17 protein-coding genes are annotated in these 18792 nt (G+C 60.8%); 7 read left to right on the top strand and 10 right to left on the bottom strand.

Annotated features, from left to right (window positions below; all coding sequences use genetic code 11):
* Positions 1-18 precede the first annotated feature (18 nt).
* The 9 genes from KUA23_RS17020 to KUA23_RS16980 form a co-directional block, all read right to left on the bottom strand.
* Complete coding sequence (locus tag KUA23_RS17020) at positions 19-1590, bottom strand: ABC transporter ATP-binding protein (RefSeq protein WP_078048801.1); 1572 nt, start codon at positions 1588-1590, stop codon at positions 19-21.
* Positions 1591-1600: 10 nt separating this feature from the next.
* Positions 1601-2623, bottom strand: a complete 1023-nt coding sequence (locus KUA23_RS17015; protein ID WP_034104518.1) for an ABC transporter permease — start codon at positions 2621-2623, stop codon at positions 1601-1603.
* Positions 2623-3684: a microcin C ABC transporter permease YejB gene (locus tag KUA23_RS17010; protein ID WP_034104519.1), complete on the bottom strand. Its 1062-nt coding sequence runs from the start codon at positions 3682-3684 to the stop codon at positions 2623-2625. The genes KUA23_RS17015 and KUA23_RS17010 overlap by 1 nt, the downstream gene beginning before the upstream one ends.
* Positions 3684-5543: an extracellular solute-binding protein gene (locus tag KUA23_RS17005; protein WP_252992481.1), complete on the bottom strand. Its 1860-nt coding sequence runs from the start codon at positions 5541-5543 to the stop codon at positions 3684-3686. Before KUA23_RS17005 ends, KUA23_RS17010 begins: the two co-directional genes overlap by 1 nt.
* Positions 5544-5673: 130 nt before the next feature.
* Positions 5674-5955: a peptidylprolyl isomerase gene (locus KUA23_RS17000; protein WP_252992480.1), complete on the bottom strand. Its 282-nt coding sequence runs from the start codon at positions 5953-5955 to the stop codon at positions 5674-5676.
* Between the two features lie 88 nt (positions 5956-6043).
* Positions 6044-6892: a response regulator transcription factor gene (locus KUA23_RS16995; protein ID WP_252992479.1), complete on the bottom strand. Its 849-nt coding sequence runs from the start codon at positions 6890-6892 to the stop codon at positions 6044-6046.
* Positions 6893-6957: 65 nt separating this feature from the next.
* A complete protein-coding gene (locus KUA23_RS16990; RefSeq protein ID WP_252992478.1) occupies positions 6958-8376 on the bottom strand; it encodes an aminotransferase in 1419 nt (472 codons plus the stop codon).
* Positions 8377-8401: 25 nt separating this feature from the next.
* On the bottom strand, positions 8402-9502 hold the full coding sequence (locus KUA23_RS16985) for a polyamine ABC transporter substrate-binding protein (RefSeq protein WP_078048796.1): 1101 nt from the start codon (positions 9500-9502) through the stop codon (positions 8402-8404).
* A gap of 97 nt (positions 9503-9599) precedes the next feature.
* On the bottom strand, positions 9600-10094 hold the full coding sequence (locus tag KUA23_RS16980) for a DUF1543 domain-containing protein (protein WP_252992477.1): 495 nt from the start codon (positions 10092-10094) through the stop codon (positions 9600-9602).
* A gap of 106 nt (positions 10095-10200) precedes the next feature.
* On the opposite strand from KUA23_RS16980, the gene KUA23_RS16975 reads away from it, so the two are divergent.
* A complete protein-coding gene (locus KUA23_RS16975; protein WP_078048794.1) occupies positions 10201-11022 on the top strand; it encodes an aldo/keto reductase in 822 nt (273 codons plus the stop codon).
* Positions 11023-11074: 52 nt separating this feature from the next.
* Here the strand turns inward: KUA23_RS16975 and KUA23_RS16970 are convergent, their stop codons facing one another.
* Complete coding sequence (locus KUA23_RS16970) at positions 11075-11590, bottom strand: Hcp family type VI secretion system effector (RefSeq protein ID WP_078048793.1); 516 nt, start codon at positions 11588-11590, stop codon at positions 11075-11077.
* Positions 11591-12032: 442 nt separating this feature from the next.
* Here KUA23_RS16970 and tssA point away from each other — a divergent pair, with 442 nt between their 5' ends.
* From tssA to tssG, 6 genes are read left to right on the top strand one after another with little or no spacing between them, the layout of a single operon-like run.
* Positions 12033-13586 (top strand): type VI secretion system protein TssA, encoded by a 1554-nt coding sequence (tssA, locus tag KUA23_RS16965; protein WP_252992476.1) that lies wholly within the window; start codon positions 12033-12035, stop codon positions 13584-13586.
* A gap of 32 nt (positions 13587-13618) precedes the next feature.
* Entirely contained in the window at positions 13619-14116 is a 498-nt protein-coding gene (gene tssB / locus KUA23_RS16960) for a type VI secretion system contractile sheath small subunit (RefSeq protein ID WP_078048791.1), read from the top strand.
* A gap of 28 nt (positions 14117-14144) precedes the next feature.
* On the top strand, positions 14145-15620 hold the full coding sequence (gene tssC, locus KUA23_RS16955; RefSeq protein ID WP_078048790.1) for a type VI secretion system contractile sheath large subunit: 1476 nt from the start codon (positions 14145-14147) through the stop codon (positions 15618-15620).
* A gap of 14 nt (positions 15621-15634) precedes the next feature.
* Positions 15635-16036, top strand: a complete 402-nt coding sequence (gene tssE, locus KUA23_RS16950; RefSeq protein ID WP_214496842.1) for a type VI secretion system baseplate subunit TssE — start codon at positions 15635-15637, stop codon at positions 16034-16036.
* Entirely contained in the window at positions 16026-17813 is a 1788-nt protein-coding gene (gene tssF / locus KUA23_RS16945) for a type VI secretion system baseplate subunit TssF (protein WP_252992475.1), read from the top strand. Before tssE ends, tssF begins: the two co-directional genes overlap by 11 nt.
* Positions 17777-18784 carry a type VI secretion system baseplate subunit TssG gene (gene tssG, locus KUA23_RS16940; protein WP_252992474.1) on the top strand — a complete coding sequence of 336 codons (1008 nt, stop codon included), beginning with the start codon at positions 17777-17779 and terminating at the stop codon, positions 18782-18784. Before tssF ends, tssG begins: the two co-directional genes overlap by 37 nt.
* Positions 18785-18792 lie beyond the last annotated feature (8 nt).

Genomic DNA, 18792 nt, shown 5'->3' with positions numbered 1-18792 from the left:
CTCCCACAGAGGGCGTGTTTACAAGGGAATATGCGCCGCTGCCAGCAGCTCTTTGGTGTATGGATGTTGCGGTGCATCGAACACCTCATGGCTGGCGCCGCGCTCCACCACCTGGCCGTCCTTGATCACGATCATGTCATGGGCCATGGCGCGTACCACGGCCAGGTCATGGCTGATAAACAGGTAAGTCAGGCCGTACTTGTCTTGCAGCTCGCGCAGCAACGCCACCACTTGTTTCTGTACGGTGCGGTCAAGGGCCGAGGTCGGCTCATCGAGCAGCATCAGCGCCGGCTTGAGCACCAGCGCGCGGGCGATGGCGATGCGTTGTCGCTGGCCACCGGAAAACTCATGAGGGTAACGGTGCCGGCTGGCGGGGTCGAGGCCCACGTCCTTGAGCACCTGGATCACCTGCGCATCGCGCTCGGCCAGGCTGCACGGCGCGTGCACTTCCAGGCCTTCGCTGATGATCTGCTCCACGGTCATGCGCGGGCTGAGGCTGCCGTAAGGGTCCTGGAACACCACCTGCATTTGCTTGCGCCATGGGCGCATCTGCTGGTTATTCAGCGGGTCGAGGGCTTCGCCCTGGAAGCGGATGCTGCCGGTGGAGTCCAGCAGCCGCAGGATCGCCTGGCCCAGGGTGGATTTGCCCGAGCCGGACTCGCCGACAATCCCCAGGGTCTTGCCGCGTTGCACGCTGAGGCTGATGCCGTCTACAGCACGCAGGTAGGTCTTGCGCCGGAACAACCCGCCGCCGAGGGGGAACTGCACGGTCAGGTCGTCCACTTGCAAAACGGTTTCGCGTTCGTCACTGCACAGCGCATCACCGTCCGGTTCGGCGTCCAGCAGCAGGCGGCTATACGGGTGTTGCGGCGCATTGAACAGGCTCTGGCAATCGGCCTGCTCGACAATCTCGCCGGCGCGCATCACGCACACGCGCTGGGCGATGCTGCGCACCAGGTTGAGGTCGTGGCTGATCAGCAGCAGCGACATGCCCAAGCGTTGTTGCAGGGACTTGAGCAGCAACAGGATCTTGCGCTGCACGGTCACGTCCAGCGCGGTGGTGGGTTCGTCGGCGATCAGCAGTTCCGGCTCGCACGCCAGGGCCATGGCAATCATCACCCGCTGGCGTTGCCCGCCGGACAGTTGATGAGGATAGGCCTTGAGCCGCTCCTGGGGTTTCTGGATGCCCACCAGGTCAAGCAATTCCAGGATGCGCGCCTGGGCTGCCTTGCCACCCAGGCCCTTGTGCAGCAGCAGGGTTTCGCCAATCTGCTTTTCGATGCTGTGCAGCGGGTTGAGCGAGGTCATCGGCTCTTGGAAGATCATGGCAATGCGGTTGCCGCGCAGCTTCTGCAAGATGGTAGCCGAGGCGCCGACCAGTTCCTGGCCACGGTACTTGATGGAACCGGTGGTTTCAGTGCCGGCCTCCGGGAGCAATTGCAGGATCGAATGGGCCGTCACCGACTTGCCCGAGCCCGACTCACCCACCAGCGCCAGGCACTCGCCGGGGCGCACGTCCAGGCACAGGTTGCGCACCACAGTCTGGCCGCTGAAGGCGACGCTGAGGTCGCGGATTTCGATCAGGTTCATAGGGGGGCACTCATGAGCGTGGGTCGAAGGCATCACGCAATGCCTCGCCGATAAACACCAACAGCGACAGGATCAGCGCCAGTGTGAAGAACGCCGTCAGGCCCAGCCAGGGCGCTTGCAGGTTCTGCTTGCCCTGGGCGATCAGCTCACCCAGGGACGCGCTGCCGGCGGGCATGCCGAAGCCGAGGAAATCCAGGGCGCTCAGGGTAGAAATCGCCCCGGTCAGGATAAACGGCAGGTAGCTCAAGGTGGCCGTCATGGCGTTGGGCAGAATATGCCGGCGAATGATCTTGCCGTCGCCCAGGCCCAGGGCCCGTGCAGCCTTGACGTATTCCAGGTTGCGCCCGCGCAGGAACTCGGCGCGCACCACGTCCACCAGGGCCAGCCAGGAAAACAGCGCCATGATCCCCAGCAGCCACCAGAAATTCGGTTCGACAAAACCCGACAGGATGATCAGCAGGTACAGCACCGGCAGCCCGGACCACACCTCCAGCACGCGCTGGCCAATCAAATCCACCCAGCCGCCGTAATAGCCCTGCAATGCGCCGGCCGCAATCCCGATGGCGGCGCTGATCGCGGTGAGCGCCAGGGCAAACAGGATCGACACTCGCGCACCAAAGATCACCCGCGCCAACACATCCCGCGACTGGTCATCGGTGCCCAGCCAGTTCACCGCCGAGGGCGGGCTGGGGGCAGGGCGGGTCAGTTCGTAGTTGGGCGTGTCGTCGCTAAACGGGATCGGCGGAAACAGCATCCAGCCGCCGTCCTGCTTGATCAGCTTTTGCACGTAGTCACTGCGGTAGTCGGCCTGGAAGGGTAACTGGCCGCCAAACTGTTGCTCGGTGTACCGCTTGAACACCGGGAAATACAGCTCGTTCTTGAAACTCAGCACCAGGGGCTTGTCATTGGCGATCAACTCACCGCCGAGGGTCAGGATAAACAGGCCGATAAACAGCCACAGCGACCACCAGCCACGCCGGTTTTTCTTGAACCGTTCGAAACGCCGGCGTGCCACGGGAGACAGGTTAAGCATCAGGCGTTCCTCGCGGCGAAGTCGATACGCGGGTCCACCAGGGTGTAGCAGAGGTCACCGATGAGTTTTATCAAGAGGCCGAACAGCGTGAAAATGAACAACGAACCGAACACCACCGGGTAATCGCGGGACACCGCAGCTTCGTAGCTCATGCGCCCCAGGCCATCGAGGGAGAAGATCACTTCGATCAGCAGGGAACCGGCAAAGAACACCGCGATAAACGCCTGGGGAATGCCGGAGATCACCAGCAACATCGCGTTGCGGAACACATGCCCGTAGAGCACGCGCCGCTCGCTCAAGCCCTTGGCGCGCGCGGTCACCACGTACTGGCGCGTGATTTCATTGAGGAATGAGTTTTTGGTGAGGATGGTCAGCGTGGCGAACCCGCCGATCACCAACGAGGTCACGGGCAGGACCAGGTGCCAGAAATAGTCGGCGATCTTGCCCACAGTGCTCAGCTCATCGAAGTTCTCCGACACCAGGCCGCGCACCGGGAACCAGTTCAGCGAAGTGCCACCGGCAAACACCACGATCAGGAACATCGCGAACAGGAACGCCGGCATGGCATAGCCGATGACAATCGCGGTGCTGCTCCACACGTCAAAGCTGCTGCCGTGGCGCACGGCCTTGCGAATCCCCAGGGGGATCGACACCAGGTAGGTGATCAGCGTGGCCCACAGGCCGAGGGAAATGGTCACCGGCATTTTTTCCAGGATCAGGTCGATCACGGTCTTGCCGCGAAAGAAACTGTTGCCGAAGTCCAGTTGGGCATAGCTCTTGAGCATCAGCCACAGGCGTTCCGGCGCGGGTTTGTCGAAGCCGTACTGTTTCTCGATGTCGGCGATCAGCTTCGGGTCCAGGCCACGGCTGGCGCGAGAGCCGCCGCTGATGCCTTCGCCGGACGAGCCGCCGACACCGCCGCCGCCGATCCCTTGCAGGTGGGCGATGGCCTGTTCCACCGGGCCGCCAGGGGCGGCCTGCACGATCACGAAATTCACCAGCAGGATGATCACCAGCGTCGGGATGATCAGCAGCAGGCGCCGCACGATATAGGCGAACATCAGCGCGCACCTCCGCGTTTTTTCAGTTCAGCGTTCATTTGCTCGTTGGTCAGTGGCGTGGGGCTGATTTCCCACCAGGTTTCCAGGGCTTCGTCGTTTTTCGCCTCGATGGCCGGGCGGCCGAAGCGGTTCCACCACGCGGCGGACGTGCCGGGCGGGTAGTAGTTGGGGATCCACAGGTAGTTCCATTGCAGCACGCGGTCCAGCGCGTGGGCGTAGGTGAGCATCTGCGCTTGGGTATCGGCCTTGACCAGGCCCTTGATCAGGCTGTCGACGGCCGGGTCCTTGAGCACCATGTAGTTGTTGGCACCGGGGTCAAAAGCGGCGGCCGAGCCGAAATAGTTGTACAGCTCCATGCCCGGCGATGTGGTGACCGGAAAGCCGGTGACGATCATGTCGTAGTCCCGTGCCATCACCCGGTTCACATACTGGGAGGAGTCAATGCGGCGGATATTCAGGGTGATGCCGATCTGCGCCAGGTTGCGTTTGTACGGCAGCAACAGGCGTTCCAGGCCGCTTTGGGCGTTGAGGAAGGTAAATTCCAGCGGCTCGCCCTCGGCGTTCACCAGTTTGTCGCCGTCCGGTTTCCAGCCGGCTTCCTCCAGCAAGGCCAGGGCCTGCAATTGCTTGTCGCGGATCATGCCGCTGCCGTCGGTGACCGGCGCTTTGAATACCTGGGTGAACACCTCGTCCGGCACCTGGCCGCGCAAGGGTTCAAGAATCGCCAGTTCTTCTGGGGTCGGCGGCTGGCTGGCCGCCAGCGGGCTGTTGGAGAAGAAGCTCTGCTGGCGGATGTACATGTTGCGCATCATCTGCCGGTTGGCCCATTCGAAGTCCCACAGCATCGCCAGGGCCTGGCGCACGCGGCGGTCCTTGAACATCGGTTTTTGCACGTTGAACACATAGCCCTGGGCCGGTTGCGGCATCTCCTTGGCCAGGTGTGCGCGTTGCAGGCGACCGTCATCCAGGGCCGGGCCGTTGTAGCCGATGGAATAACCGGTGGCGGAAAATTCGCGGTTGAAATCGTAGGCGCCGCCTCGCAATACCTGGCGGGCCACTTCGGTGTCGCCGAAATACTCCAGGCTCAGGTGATCGAAGTTGTACAGGCCACGGCTGACGGGCAAGTCCTTGCCCCACCAATTCGGGTCGCGGGTAAAGGTGATGGTGCTGCCGGAGTCGATCTTGCTGACGGTATACGGGCCGCTGCCCAGCGGGGCCTCATAGCCGCCGCCGTTGGCGAAGTCGCGGGTTTTCCACCAGTGCTCCGGGAACACCGGCAGGGTCGCGATATCCAGAGGCAGGGTTCGGTTTTCGTTGCTGGAGAAGTCGAAGCGCACCTGGCGCTCGCCCTCGACTTCGACGTGCTTGACGTCGGCGAACAGGGTACGAAAGCGCAGGCTGCCCTGGGTCATCAGCAGGTCGAAGCTGTAGCGCACGTCTTCGGCGGTGATCGGCTTGCCGTCGGCGAAGCGTGCCTTGGGGTTGAGGTAAAAACGCAGCGACAAGCCATCGTCGGCGCGCTCCATTTTCTCGGCGACCAGGCCGTAGACCGTGTAGGGCTCGTCGAGGGAACGCTGGGCCAGAGGGGCGTAGAGCCAACCGTCGACCTGGGACACACCGATGCCTTTGTCGATATACGGCAGCACATGGTCGAAGCGCCCGATCTCGATGGCCGAGCGGCGCAGGCTACCGCCCTTGGGGGCGTCGGGGTTGGCGTAGTCGAAATGGGTAAAGCCGGCGGGGTACTTGGCCGGTTCGCCGTACACCGTCAGGTAGGGTTGGGGCGCCGCGATCACGGCGGAACTGGCCAGCAGCAGGGCCAGGGTCGAGCTCAGCATGTAGGAAAAAGCCAATCGCATTGTCAGCCTTGAACGCCGTATGAAGAAGAAAATGGATTTGTACGCTAACGGCATCAGCGTCGCCAGTCATCACATGCACAACGGCCCACCAAAAGGCGGGCCGTTGTTTATAGCATCAGCACAGATTGGATCAGTTCTGGCGGCTGGTGACTTCCAGCAGGTGGTAGCCGAACTGGGTTTTCACCGGGCCTTGCACGGTGTTGACCGGGGCGCTGAACACGACGGTGTCGAATTCCTTGACCATCTGGCCTGGACCGAACGAACCCAGGTCACCGCCTTGGCGGCTGGATGGGCAGCTGGAGTTGGCTTTGGCGACTTCTGCGAAATCGGCGCCGCCTTCGATTTGGGCCTTGAGTTCGTTGCACTTGTCTTCAGTGGAAACGAGGATGTGACGGGCGGTGGCTTTGGCCATGGGAAGTAACTCCTTGAATAAAAAAGGTGAGCCTACCGGATTCAGTCGGTTATTTCCTGGCAAAGTTCCGCCGGATGACTCGAGTGGCTCAGGCGCGGGCCATGGCGCCGCTGCGGGTCAGCCATTCGATAAACAGCGCAAACAGCTCGGCCTGGGAACTGATCACCAGTTTGGTGTACAGGTTCTTGCGGTGCATGCGCACGGTTTCCGGTGAAATACCCAGGACCTGGGCGGTGGATTTCACCGAATGCCCGCGCAGGATCAAGTGCGCGATTTCCCGCTCACGCACCGTGAGCACGCCGCTGCCGAACCCCATGAACGCCGCTTCTATCTGCTGATGCGCCTGGGTCTGGGTGAAGGCGTCGTCGCTGATTACCTTGGCCAGGCCGCCCGTGGTACCGAAACGCCGCAGCAATTCGCGGACCATGGCCTGGGTGGCCTTCTGCACGGCCAACTGTTGCCCGGTGAACTGGCCGGCGCTCAGGCCCTGGAACATGCACAGCGAAATCTTGCTCTGGGGGCAGAGGTCGACAATGTAGTAGCTCTCTTGGGCACCGCCGCTGCGCAAGTAGTAGGTCTTGTAGTACTCGCTGTTGAAGAAGTCGTCCGGGGCAATCTCGGCCAGGGGGTAGAAACCTTCGGCAAGGCCCTTGTCCACCGCGAGGCAGAAGGGGTCGAGCAAGTAGCCACGGGAAAAGTAGCGGTGGATGATTTCATCCTGGTAGGCCCGGGGAATGCCCTGTTGGTACAGCAGGTGCGGAGGCAGGCCCTGGCGTTCCAGGCTGATCATCATCGATTCGATGGGGGTGAGGGTGCAGAGGGCTGTGGCCAGGTGTTCGAGGAACGACGCCTCGTCCACATGAATAAGCGCCTGGCCCAGGGCGTGGTGCCAGGCTTCCAGTTGCTGCAGGGTGGGGGCAAGGCTGGCGGTCGTCATGACGGCCAGTCTACCCGGCTGCCTGTGCCCAGGCCACCACGCCGAGACAGGCTCGGCGCTGGCGGTCATCGGCCCTGGTACTCGCCTCTCTCGCGCAGCTCTGCCGCTGTGTCGAGGATGCATTCGCGCAAGGTTTCCACCACTTCATCGACCTGGGCGTGGGTGATGATCAAGGGCGGTGACATCACGTTCAGATGCCCGATGGGGCGCACCAGCAAACCCTTGGCCTGGGCGCGCAGGTGGATTTTCTCGCCGATGTTGACGGCGTCCGGCAGCAGCGCCTTGGTGCGTTTGTCGGCGACGAACTCGATGCAGGCCATCAAGCGCTGGCAGCGGATATCGCCCACCAGTGGCAGGTCGGCCAGGGTTTTGAGGCGCTGTTCCAGGTACACGCCGACATCCTCGACATGCGCCAGCAGGTGCTCCCGTTCGATGATCTCGATATTTTTAAGCGCCGCCACGCAGCTCACCGGATGGCCGCTGTAAGTAAACCCGTGGGTGAAGCAGCGACCCTTGCCCGGTTCGCCGATGACTTGCCAGATGCGGTCCGAGAAAATGCACGCCCCCAGGGGCAGGTAGCCGGAAGTCAGGCCCTTGGCGGTGGTGATGATATCGGGCTGCATGCCAAACACCTCTTCGGAGGCAAAGAACGCACCGAGACGCCCGAACGACGTCACCACTTCATCAGCGACATACAGTACGTCGTGGCGCTGGCAGATTTCCCACATGCGCCGGTGGTAGCCCTTGGGCGGGATGATCACGCCGCCCGACCCCATGATCGGCTCTGCAAAAAACGCCGCCACGTTTTCCGCGCCGAGGGTGAGCACCTTGTCTTCGAACTCGTTCACCAGGAAATCGAGGAAGTCCGCCTCGCTCATCCCCTCTGGCGCCCGGTAGTAGTTGGGGCAGGAAATGTGGTGGAACAAATCGCTCATGAAATCGAATTCCGGCGCGCGGTCGGCGGCCTTGTTGCCGATGGACATCGTCAGGAACGTGCTGCCGTGGTAGGCACTGAAGCGCGAGATGATGTGCTTCTTGGTCGGCTTGCCGCGACTGTTCTGATAGAACTGCACCAGGCGGTAAGCCGTATCGACCGCCGTTGAGCCGCCCGTGGTGAGGAACACGTGGTCCAGATCGCCAGGTGCCAGGCTGGCGAGCTTGGCACAGAGTTCGATGGCGGTGACGTTGGCCATGTCGCAGAAGGGGTTGGAGTACGCCAGTTGGCGCACCTGGTTGGCGATCGCCTCGGCCATTTCTTCACGGCCCAGGCCGATATTCGTACACCACATGCCGCCGACAGCGTCCAAGTAGCGGTTACCGTGGGTGTCGTAGATGTAGGCGCCATCGCCCATGGCGATGTTCAACGAACCCTGTTCACGGTGTTCGTCGAACATATGGAAACCGTGCATGTAGTGGGCTTTGTCGGCAGTGTCCAGCGCGTCGTGGTCGAACTGGGCGAAGAAAGCAGGATTTGGCAGGGTCATGGCATTTACCTTCAATGGCTGGGGGTCACTTGCCGGTCTTGACGGCATTCCAGGTACGGGTGATCAGGCGCACGGCGGCCGGTGGCTGGCTTTTCTGGGTGAACAGCCGCTGCATCGTCACTGGGTCCGGGTAGATCGCGGGGTTGTCGCGGACATCGGCGTTGACCAGCGGTTTGGATGCCAGGTTGCTGTTGGCGTAATGGATGGTGTTGCTGACGCCCGCCATGGTCCGGGGTTGCAGGAGGAATTCGATAAACCTGTGGGCATTGGCGACATGGGGCGCATCGGCCGGAATGTAGAAGTTATCGAACCAGATCAACGAACCCTCCTTGGGGATGAAGTAATCCAGCTTGATCTTGGCCCCGGCCTCCGTCGCGCGAGCCTGGGACGTGGCGTAGTCGCCCGACCAGGTGGTGGCCAGGCACAGGTCGCCATTGGCCAGGCCATTGATGAACCCACTGGAGTCGAATTTGCGAATGTAGGGCCGCACGGCCATCAGCACGTCCTGGGCGGCCTTCAAGTCCTTGGGGGCGACGCTGTTGGGGTCCAGGCCGAGGTAGGTCAGGGCCAGGGGAATCATGTCGGTGGGCGAGTCCATGAAGGTGATGCCGCAATCGGCAAAACGGGAGATCACCTTTGGGTCGAAGATCATCGCCAGGGAGCCGATGGGCGCGTCCGGCATGCGCGCCTTGATCATGTCGACGTTGTAGGTCACGCCATTGCTGCCCCAGGTGTAGGGCGCGGAATAGGTGACGCCGGGGTCGTGGGCCTCCAGGCTTTTGAGCACCAGGGGGTCGAGGTTTTGCCAGTCTGGCAACTGCGCCTTATCCAGGGGTTGGAAGACGTTGCCCTTGATCAGCAGCGGCACCAGGGAGGCGTTGAGCAGGGCCAGGTCATAGCCGGAGCGCCCGGACAGCAGTTTGCCCTGTACGGTTTCGTAGGAATCGTAGGTGTCATAGATCACCTTGATCCCCGTGGCCTTCTCGAAGTCGGCCAGGGTGGTGTCGCCGATGTAGTCTGCCCAGTTGTAGATGCGCAAGGTGTTGCCTGGGTCGTCGGCGGCCCGGCTCAAGGTGGAGCAAGCAAGCGATACGACGCTGAACAGGGCGATAAGGGCTTTACGCATGGGGACCCACCTTGAGTTGTGCGTGTTGTCAGGCCGAGGGACTGATTGCACTGTCAGGCAGGTGGCGGGCAGGCGCCATACCCCGTTCGGGTAGGGTTCAGGTCAGGACGATATAGTCGTTCTGCTGGATGATCGGTCGGTGCGGGCCCTGCACCAGGTGGACATAGCGACCATCCACCAGGTCGATGGGCAGGCAGTCGTCGATATCCAGCACGCCATCGGTGTGGGGCTGGGACCAATGGCGCAGCATCTGTTGCTTGCCCTTGCTCATGGCCTCCTGTTTGTTGCGCGCCACCACCAGCAGGTAGTGGTGGGCTTCGCCAAAGCTGTTGGCCTCGTAACCGCCAAGGTTGATGAAGTACAGGTGATGGGCGCCGGCGGCAGGTGCCAGAGGGCTGATGTCGACTTTCCAGCCGTCGACGCCATCCACCGCCATCCACGAATCGATATGCACGCCTTTTGGGCTGCCGAACCAGTCGGCGCGCAGTTGCGGGTAGGCCGCTTCCAGCGTGTCCGCCACCGCAAACACCACATCGTGAACTTCAATTTTCGCCCGTGAGTGCTTACCCCCGAGCATGACGACAAACAGCATTGCAGGTTCTTCCTGGCGACTTGGCAGAGGCTAACCATACTTCGATTGAACCCTTTTGTCCGGCCAATGCCACACTGTTAATCCGCGAACTCATCAGGAGGTTGTCATGCGTACCATTGATCTGGCGGGCGTTCCCGTCCCTGTCATCGGCCAGGGAACCTGGCGCATGGGCGAAAACCCCGACCAGCACCGCGCTGAAGTCGCGGCGTTGCAACTGGGCATCGACGAGGGCATGACCCTGATCGATACGGCCGAAATGTACGGTGAGGGCGGTGCCGAAACGGTGGTCGGCGAAGCCATTCGTGGGCGCCGCGACCAAGTGTTCCTGGTGAGCAAGGTCTACCCGCACAACGCCAGCCACAAAGGTGTGCCTCGTGCCTGTGAAGCCAGTCTCCAACGCCTGGGCACGGACTACATCGATCTGTACCTGCTGCACTGGCGCGGCCAGTACCCCTTGGAAGAAACCGTCGAAGCCTTCGAGCGCCTGCGCGAGGCCGGCAAGATCGGACGTTGGGGCGTCTCCAATTTCGATGTCGCCGACCTGCAGGAACTTGCATCCCCGGCCTGCGCCACCAACCAGGTGCTCTACAACATCGAAGAGCGCGGCATCGAGTTCGACCTGCTGCCCTGGTGGCAACAGCACCACTTGCCCTTGATGGCGTACTGCCCAATCGCCCAGGGCGGCGAACTGTTGTCCAGCCCGACCCTCAAGCAGATCGCCCGCCGTCACGAGGTCACACCCGCCCAGGTTTCCCTGGCCTGGGTGCTGCGCCAGGACGGCGTCATCGCAATCCCGAAGGCCGTCACCCCCGAGCATGTGCGACTCAACGCTGCCGCCGCCAAGCTGGTGCTGGATGAGCACGACCTCGACGCCATTGATCGCGTGTTTGGCGCACCCCAGCGCAAGCACCCGCTAGCGATGGTCTAGTCGCCTGTCAGGCGCGGCGCCGTCCTTGGCGCCGCACCTGGGGAGGCCCGGTTTAACCCGCTACCGGGCTGCGCCAGTCATCCGACCCGGAAGTGCCGGACACTTCATGGGTCCACACGATCTTGCGATAAGTGAAGTACACATCCTCCAGGTGGGTGAAATGGGCGTTGTCCGGGTCCTGACAGTTGGGCATGCGTGACTGGATGTCCACGATGGTTGCACCCTCCAGTTCGATGGTGAAGTAGTGCTCCTGGGTGCCGGCTGACGAAGTGCGCAGCCATTCCAGCCGGCACTTGACCTCTTCGCCGCTGGTCAATGCGCTGAACAGCAAAGGTGAGGACTTATCGAAGACTTTGCTGATCATCAAGGGCTTGTGGACCCTCTGGCCGGTTGGCTGGCCCGATTGTGGGTCGCGCGGAATGATCACCTGGTGGGAGAAGCCCTGGACCAGGATCTGGTCCTCATGGCCTTCCTGGTAAATGTTGCCTACCGAGTCCTGGGTAAACGTGCCTGCCGTGATCAAACCTTGTTTTACACCGGTAACGGAGAGATACGCGGGTGTTGGCATGACGGAGTTCCTTGTCTGATTGATGAGGTAGTTCCAACCGAAGCGTTTGTCGGCTGGGTAAGTTGCCTATAACAAGAAGCGTGCCTGAAAGTGTTCCGGTCAATGAAATAAGGGGTGTAATGTTGTTGGGAGGGTGATGGTTAGTTAGTTGCGGCAATAAAGCTAGAATTTATAGGTGAAAGGGTGCGCGTTAGTGCGCATTTATTTGCTCATGTTATTGGTGTTGTAAATAAACGAATTTTCACAGGAGTAGTAGGAGCGGGTGCGCAAAATGCTGCGCACTCGATAAATTAAGGGTCTTGTAGGAAAAAGATTAAGTAACGCTCCATTGCTTGCTGAATGTTTTAGGCATGACTAAGGTTCGTGAGCTTCGCAGGAAAGCCAGCGAAGTTTACAGGGGGTAGTTGCCTCTGCTTGTTTCGTTAGTTGCGCAGGATGCCGCATGTCTTATTCAGACAACCTTTATGATCATTACCTTGAACTTGCACGGTCGCCTTGCATGCAAACACGTTTTGCTGGCGAAGACGTGCGGTTTTCGAGTGAGTATGAAGTTCTGGAATCTGAGCTGGCCAAGGCGCAATCGATGCATGGCAACGGTCAGCCTGACTGGCACAAAGTGCTGGAGACCGGCGAGTGGGTGTTGCGCCAGCAGTCCAAGGACCTGAGGGTGGCGGTGTGGCTCACCTGGGCATTGCACCAGCGTGAGTCCTACCCGGGGTTGCTGGCCGGGCTCGGGTTGCTGCGCTACCTCTGCGACCATCATTGGCCGCAGGTCTATCCCGAAAAACTGCGTACCCGAGGGGCGGCCTTCGGATGGTTGGTCCTGCGCCTTGAACCCCTGTTTACCCAAGGCCTGGCACTCCAGAACCAGCTGCCGTTGTTTCACGCCGTGCATGAGCACTTGGTGCGTCTTGATGAGGTGTGGGCCGAGCACCTGGGAGATGACGCGCCGTTGCTGTTGCCGATTCGCAGGCAATTGGCCCAGCGCCTGGAGCGTGCTGCGCAGGGCGATTCCCCTACGCCAGGGTTGAGCGGCGTCATTGCCCACGTCAAGCAAGCCACCAGCCAACTGCTCAAGCCCGAGGCCGTGGTGGACAGCGAAAAAGACGCCCATCGGTTACTGCGCGCGTTACAGGAACAGGCCCGTCCATTGTGTGCATGGTGGTTGCGTCAGAACGCCACTGATCTACGCGCATTGCGCCTGAATCGAACATTGATGTGGCTGGCACTCACCCGCTACCCGGACGCCAGCAACGAACGTGTCACTGCTCTGCGTGGGCCCGCCCCAGACAAGCTCAAGCGGTACCAGGCGCTTTTCACCCAGGGGCATCACGCCGACCTGGTGCTTGAACTTGAGGCCAGCCTGGCGGGTGCGATGTTCTGGTTCGATGGGCTGCACCTGCTCTGGCAATGCCTTGACGCGTTGCAAGCCGAGCAGGCCAAGACCGAACTGGAAGTGACGTTTGCACTGTTGTTGCAACGCCTGCCGGACTTGCCAGCGTTTTGCTTTCACGACGGCGTACCGTTTGCCGACGCCGCCACTCGCGAGTGGATCACGCTGCAGGTGACGCGTCACCTGCAAAACCCTGAGTCGCCCGCGGTGGTTGTGGATGCCGAAACCGAACCCTGGGAGCTCGCCTTGCAGGCTGCCACGCCTCGCCTTCGAAAAGACGGGCTCAAGGCTGCTATTCAAGCTCTCAAGCCCGGCATGCAAGCCGCGCACAGTGATCGCGCACGCTTTTATTGGCGGTTGGCCCAGGCGCGCCTGTGCATCAACGCGGGCAAGCATGAGCTGGCGAAGATCCAGCTCGAACACCTGGACCTCGAACTGCAACGTACCGGCCTGGAGCGTTGGGAGCCGGAGCTGGCGCTTCACGTGATGCAGCTTCTGTACCGCTGCTGCGACCTCCTGCCGCAAGACCACGCCGTGTGCGAGCGCAAGGAAGACACCCATCGCAGGCTGTGCCTCTTCGATCTGGAAGCGGTACTTGAATAGGCTTTCGAGCCACTTGAAAAAGGAAAGACACCATGGCCAAAGAAGGTTCGGTAGCCCCCAAGGAACGCATCAACATCACCTTCAAACCCGCCACCGGCGGGGCGCAGGAAGACGTTGAGCTGCCGTTGAAGCTGTTGGTGCTGGGGGATTTCACCCAGCGTGAGGATGCCCGCAAGCTTGAAGACCGCAAGCCCATCGCGATCGACAAGAACACCCTCGATGACGTGCTGGCCAAGCAGGCATTGAGCCTCACGCTGAACGTGCCCAACCGTCTGCAGGAAGAGGCAGACGTTGAGGAACTGGCGATTCAGCTGCGCATTAATTCCATGAAGGATTTCAATCCGGCGAACCTGGTTGAGCAGGTTCCCGAGTTGCACAAGCTGATGGCCCTGCGCGAAGCACTGATGGCGCTCAAAGGGCCCTTGGGCAACACGCCGAGCTTTCGCAAGGCAATCGAACAGGCCCTGGCAGATGACGATTCCCGCGCCAGGGTCCTGGCGGAGCTGGGGCTGGACACTCCTGTCGCCTGACATTCTTCAGTAAAAGGACACTGACCGCATGACCACACAACAACACTCGCTGCCGGCACAAACCGCTGAACACCACAGCATTCTCGACACTATCGTTGCCCAGACCCTGCTGAACGTGGACGACGAGGCGTATGGCATTGCCAAGAGAGGCGTCTCGGCATTTATCGAAGAATTGATCAAACCGCAGAATCAGGGCGAGCCGGTCAAAAAGCGCCTGGTCGACCGGATGATCGCCGAGATCGATGCGAAACTGAGCCTGCAGATGGACGAGATCCTGCACCACCCGGACTTCCAGGCCCTGGAAGCGTCCTGGAAGGGGCTGCAGTTGTTGGTTGACCGCACCAACTTCCGCGAAAACATCAAGATTGAGCTGCTGAACGTCTCGCGCCAAGACTTGCTGGACGACTTCGAAGACTCACCGGAAGTGACCCAGTCCGGGTTGTACAAACACATCTACAGCGCTGAATACGGCCAGTTTGGTGGCCAGCCCGTCGGCGCGATCATCGCCAATTACTTCCTGTCCCCCAGTGCGCCTGACGTGAAGCTGATGCAGTACGCGTCCAGCGTGGCCTGCATGGCACATGCGCCGTTTATTGCCGCTGCGGGGCCGGCGTTCTTCGGGTTGGAAAGCTTCACCGGCCTGCCGGACCTCAAGGATCTGAAGGACCATTTCGAAGGCCCGCAATTTGCCAAGTGGCAAAGTTTTCGCCAGAGCGAAGACGCACGCTACATCGGGCTGACGGTGCCGCGTTTCTTGCTTCGTACGCCCTATGATCCCCTTGAATGTCCGGTGAAGACCTTCGCCTACCAGGAAAACGTGGTCAACAGCCACGAGCACTACCTGTGGGGCAATACGGCCTATGCGTTTGCCACGCGCTTGACCGACAGTTTCGCGCGGTTCCGCTGGTGCCCGAATATCATCGGCCCGCAAAGCGGTGGGGCGGTGGAAGACTTGCCGTTGCATCACTTCCAGAGCATGGGGGAGATCGAAACCAAGATCCCGACCGAAGTACTGGTTTCTGACCGCCGTGAGTACGAGCTGGCGCAAGAGGGCTTCATCGCCTTGACGATGCGCAAGGGCAGTGACAATGCGGCGTTCTTCTCGGCCAGCTCGGTACAAAAACCGAAATATTTCGGTATCAGTCCCGAAGGTAAGGAAGCCGAGCTGAATTACCGCCTGGGTACGCAGTTGCCCTACATGATGGTGGTCAATCGCCTGGCCCACTACCTCAAGGTGCTTCAGCGTGAACAACTGGGTTCGTGGAAGGAGCGCACCGATCTGGAGTTGGAGCTCAATAAATGGATTCGCCAGTACGTCGCCGACCAGGAAAACCCCAGTGCCGAAGTCCGTGGGCGACGGCCCCTGCGCGCAGCCCGCATTGTGGTCAGTGACGTCGAAGGCGAGCCCGGCTGGTACCGCGTCAACCTGAGCGTGCGACCGCATTTCAAATACATGGGGGCTGACTTCACGCTGTCCCTGGTTGGCAAGCTCGATAAAGAATGAGCAGAGCCCAGGGAATGACCTACCACCGAAGCCTTTTCGAGCGACTCGAACGCCCGGCAGCCAACCCCGACTCTGGCGTGACCTCTGTCGCCATCCATCTGGGGAAAATGCTTAGCATCCGTGCGGGCAGTGCGCAGACATTGCCGGACTACGGCTTGCCCGACCTCAATGACATGAACCAGAGCCTGCATGAATCGTTGAGTCAGTCGCGCCTGTTGATCGAGCGATTTATCCGGGCTTACGAGCCGCGTTTGAAGGACGTGCGGGTCAGGTCATTGCCCCGGGATCATGACCCTTTGGCCCTGGCGTTCGCTATTGAGGCGACGCTGGTGGTCAAGGGGGCCCGGCAGCCCGTGGTGTTCACCGCGCGCCTGAGTGACGGCGGCCGGGTCGAGGTATTGCCGGATGTCGTTTAACCGTTATTACCAAAGCGAGCTGAGTGCCTTGCGGCAGCTCGGGCGACGGTTCAGCGAACGCAACCCGGCGCTCGCGCCCTTTCTTGCCGAGTCTGGCCAGGACCCGGATGTCGAGCGTTTGCTGGAGGGCTTTGCGTTTCTCACCGGTCGCTTGCGCCAGAAGCTGGATGACGAGCTTCCAGAGCTGACGCATTCGTTGATGCATTTGCTCTGGCCCAACTACATGCGCCCGGTCCCTGCGTTCAGCATCCTGCAGTTTGATCCACTCAAACACTCAGGCCCAGGTGTGTGGGTCGCGCGGGACACAACGGTTGAAAGCACGTCGGTCAATGAAGAACGCTGCCGTTTTCGTACCTGCTACGACACACAGGTCCTGCCGCTGCAACTGAATGCGCTGGAGCACATTGCTCAGGGCGAGCGGGCGGTATTGAGCCTGCGCCTGGGCATGAGCGCCGAAGGTAATTTCAGCGAGTGGACCTTTGATCAGCTGCGCCTGCATCTGGCGGGAGATCGCTATATCAGCCAGGCGCTGTACCTGAGCCTGTTGCGTCAACTTGGAGGCATCGAGGTACTGCCTTTTGGTGACGATGGCCTGCCAGTGACTGGGGCGGACGGGCAGGTGCTGTCATTCCGGCTGGGTGCCGATCAGGTGCAGCCTGTGGGGTTCAGTGAGGAGCAAGCCTTGATCCCGTATCCGCAGAATACCTTTCGCGGGTATCGACACCTGCAGGAGTACTTCGCCTTTCCCGACAAATACCAGTTTGTCGACGTGGGAGGCTTGGACGTACTGCATCGATTGCCTGGCGAGTTGCTCAAGCAGGTGAGGGGGGTGGTGTTGCGTTTTGAATTGCGCTGCCCGTGGCGTGAGTCCCAGAAGCCTACCCTGGAAAACGTGAAGCTGTACTGCACACCCATCGTCAACCTGTTCAAGCATGACGCAGTGCCGATTCGCCTGGATGGCAAGCAGGATGAGTACCTGCTGATTCCTGGCGAATACTCACGGGAGAATGCGTGTGTCTTTTCTGTAGACCGCGTCACCGGTTGGCAGCCTGGAGGGCTTGGGTACCAGGCCTACGTCCCGTTCGAGTCCTTCGAGCATCACGGCGATACCCACCCGTCTGGAGGGGCTCCAAGCTACAGCATTCGCCAACGGCCTTCGGCACAGCATGCCGGACTCGATACCTGGCTCGGGTTCGGCAGCGGGCTGGTGCTGTACCAGCAAACACTGTCGATCGAAATGACGTGCACCAATCACAACCTGCCGAGCCTGCTGCAGGTAGGCGACATCAACCAGCCTGGCGAACAGATGCCCGAGGGTTTGTCGTTCCGCAATATCTGCGCACCGACTGCCAGCTTCTCCGCACCCCTGGACCAGGACTTTCTATGGCGACTGATCAGCAACATGTCGCTCAACTACCTGTCATTGAGTGACATCAATGCCTTGCGGGTGGTCCTCGAAACCTACGACGTGCCGCGCTACCACGATCGGCAAGCCCAAAAGGTCAGCGCAAGGCGGTTGGGCGCGATGCGATCGGTCAGTCACGCAGCTGTTGATCGGCTGCACCGTGGTGTGCCGTTTCGCGGCGTGCGCATCGACTTGGTCATCGATCCACAGGGCTTTCTGGGGCAGGGCGAAGTGTTTTTGTTTGCGTCGGTGCTCAACGAATTCTTTGCGCTTTACGCCAGCCTCAACGCCTTTCACGAACTCAGAGTCACCAGCACACAAGGAGACGTGTACCTATGGCCACCACGGATGGGGCTGCAACCCCTGCTTTGACGCAACTGTGCCGAAGCATTCGCGAATACACGCTGTTCCAGGCGGTTTTGCAGGTTATCAAGCGCCTGCGGGATACCCATCCGCTGCTGGATGACGACGCGCTGTACGACCTGTTGGAGTTTCAAGCCAACCCGGGCCTGGGTTTTCCGGGACACGATATTGATCGAGTGGAGTTTTTCATTGAGCACGATCAATTGCGTGCGCGTTTGCGCCTGAACGTGTTGGGCCTATGTGGCGCGGGGTCGCCCTTGCCGGCGTTTTATGCCGAGCAGGCCTGTGCCGACGGAGCGCCAGGCCGGGCGACCCGCGACTTCCTTGACATGTTTCACCACCGTCTGCAACGGCTGATGCTGCCGATCTGGCGCAAGTATCGCTATCGGACGTGTTTCCAGGCAGACGCCAGGGATGCTTTTTCCGAGCAGATGTTTGCATTGGTCGGGTTGAGAGGGCAGCAGATTCGCAGTGCTGCGCCATTGAACTGCACACGGCTACTGCCCTACCTGGGGCTGCTCAGCCTGCGCGCGCATTCGGCCGCCTTGATCGAGACGGTGCTGCGTTACTACTTCAAACACAACCGCTTGTTCATCGAGCAGTGGGTCCAGCGCAGGGTTGTCATCGCTGCGTCACAGCGAAATCGCCTCGGTGCTGCGAACAGCATGCTTGGCCACGACCAAGTGCTGGGGAGCCGGGTCGCGGATCGAAGCGGCAAGTTCAGGGTGCATCTGCAAGGCCTGGGCTGGCAGCAGTTCCATGGGTTTCTGCCTACCGGTGCTGACTACCCGCTGCTGTGCTCATTGGTGCGGCTGACGGTGCGTGACCCCTTGGAATATGACCTGCGTCTCGTACTGGCCAAGGCTGAAATCAGGCCGCTGCACTTGGGTGAAAACAACGTATGCCGGCTCGGCTGGACCAGTTGGCTGGCGCATGAATGCGCCGACGGTGTGGTCATTGTGCCGAGCACCGCTCACTAGGGATGAAT

Source organism: Pseudomonas pergaminensis, assembly GCF_024112395.2.
In the GTDB taxonomy this organism is placed as follows: domain Bacteria; phylum Pseudomonadota; class Gammaproteobacteria; order Pseudomonadales; family Pseudomonadaceae; genus Aquipseudomonas; species Aquipseudomonas pergaminensis.
Note: the sequence above shows the minus strand (reverse complement) of the source record. Positions and strands in the feature narration are given on the sequence as shown.

Bases quoted from the DNA above. Each gene is read 5' to 3' on its own strand.
- KUA23_RS17015 (WP_034104518.1), bottom strand. From the start codon at position 2,623: ATGCTTAACCTGTCTCCCGTGGCACGCCGGCGTTTCGAACGGTTCAAG.
- KUA23_RS16995 (WP_252992479.1), bottom strand. From the start codon at position 6,892: ATGACGACCGCCAGCCTTGCCCCCACCCTGCAGCAACTGGAAGCCTGG.
- tssA (WP_252992476.1), top strand. From the start codon at position 12,033: ATGTCTTATTCAGACAACCTTTATGATCATTACCTTGAACTTGCACGG.
- KUA23_RS16980 (WP_252992477.1), bottom strand. From the start codon at position 10,094: ATGCTGTTTGTCGTCATGCTCGGGGGTAAGCACTCACGGGCGAAAATT.
- tssE (WP_214496842.1), top strand. From the start codon at position 15,635: ATGACCTACCACCGAAGCCTTTTCGAGCGACTCGAACGCCCGGCAGCC.
- KUA23_RS16975 (WP_078048794.1), top strand. From the start codon at position 10,201: ATGCGTACCATTGATCTGGCGGGCGTTCCCGTCCCTGTCATCGGCCAG.
- KUA23_RS16985 (WP_078048796.1), bottom strand. From the start codon at position 9,502: ATGCGTAAAGCCCTTATCGCCCTGTTCAGCGTCGTATCGCTTGCTTGC.
- tssF (WP_252992475.1), top strand. From the start codon at position 16,026: ATGTCGTTTAACCGTTATTACCAAAGCGAGCTGAGTGCCTTGCGGCAG.
- KUA23_RS16990 (WP_252992478.1), bottom strand. From the start codon at position 8,376: ATGACCCTGCCAAATCCTGCTTTCTTCGCCCAGTTCGACCACGACGCG.
- KUA23_RS17000 (WP_252992480.1), bottom strand. From the start codon at position 5,955: ATGGCCAAAGCCACCGCCCGTCACATCCTCGTTTCCACTGAAGACAAG.
- KUA23_RS17020 (WP_078048801.1), bottom strand. From the start codon at position 1,590: ATGAACCTGATCGAAATCCGCGACCTCAGCGTCGCCTTCAGCGGCCAG.
- tssC (WP_078048790.1), top strand. From the start codon at position 14,145: ATGACCACACAACAACACTCGCTGCCGGCACAAACCGCTGAACACCAC.
- tssG (WP_252992474.1), top strand. From the start codon at position 17,777: ATGGCCACCACGGATGGGGCTGCAACCCCTGCTTTGACGCAACTGTGC.
- KUA23_RS17005 (WP_252992481.1), bottom strand. From the start codon at position 5,543: ATGCGATTGGCTTTTTCCTACATGCTGAGCTCGACCCTGGCCCTGCTG.
- KUA23_RS17010 (WP_034104519.1), bottom strand. From the start codon at position 3,684: ATGTTCGCCTATATCGTGCGGCGCCTGCTGCTGATCATCCCGACGCTG.
- KUA23_RS16970 (WP_078048793.1), bottom strand. From the start codon at position 11,590: ATGCCAACACCCGCGTATCTCTCCGTTACCGGTGTAAAACAAGGTTTG.
- tssB (WP_078048791.1), top strand. From the start codon at position 13,619: ATGGCCAAAGAAGGTTCGGTAGCCCCCAAGGAACGCATCAACATCACC.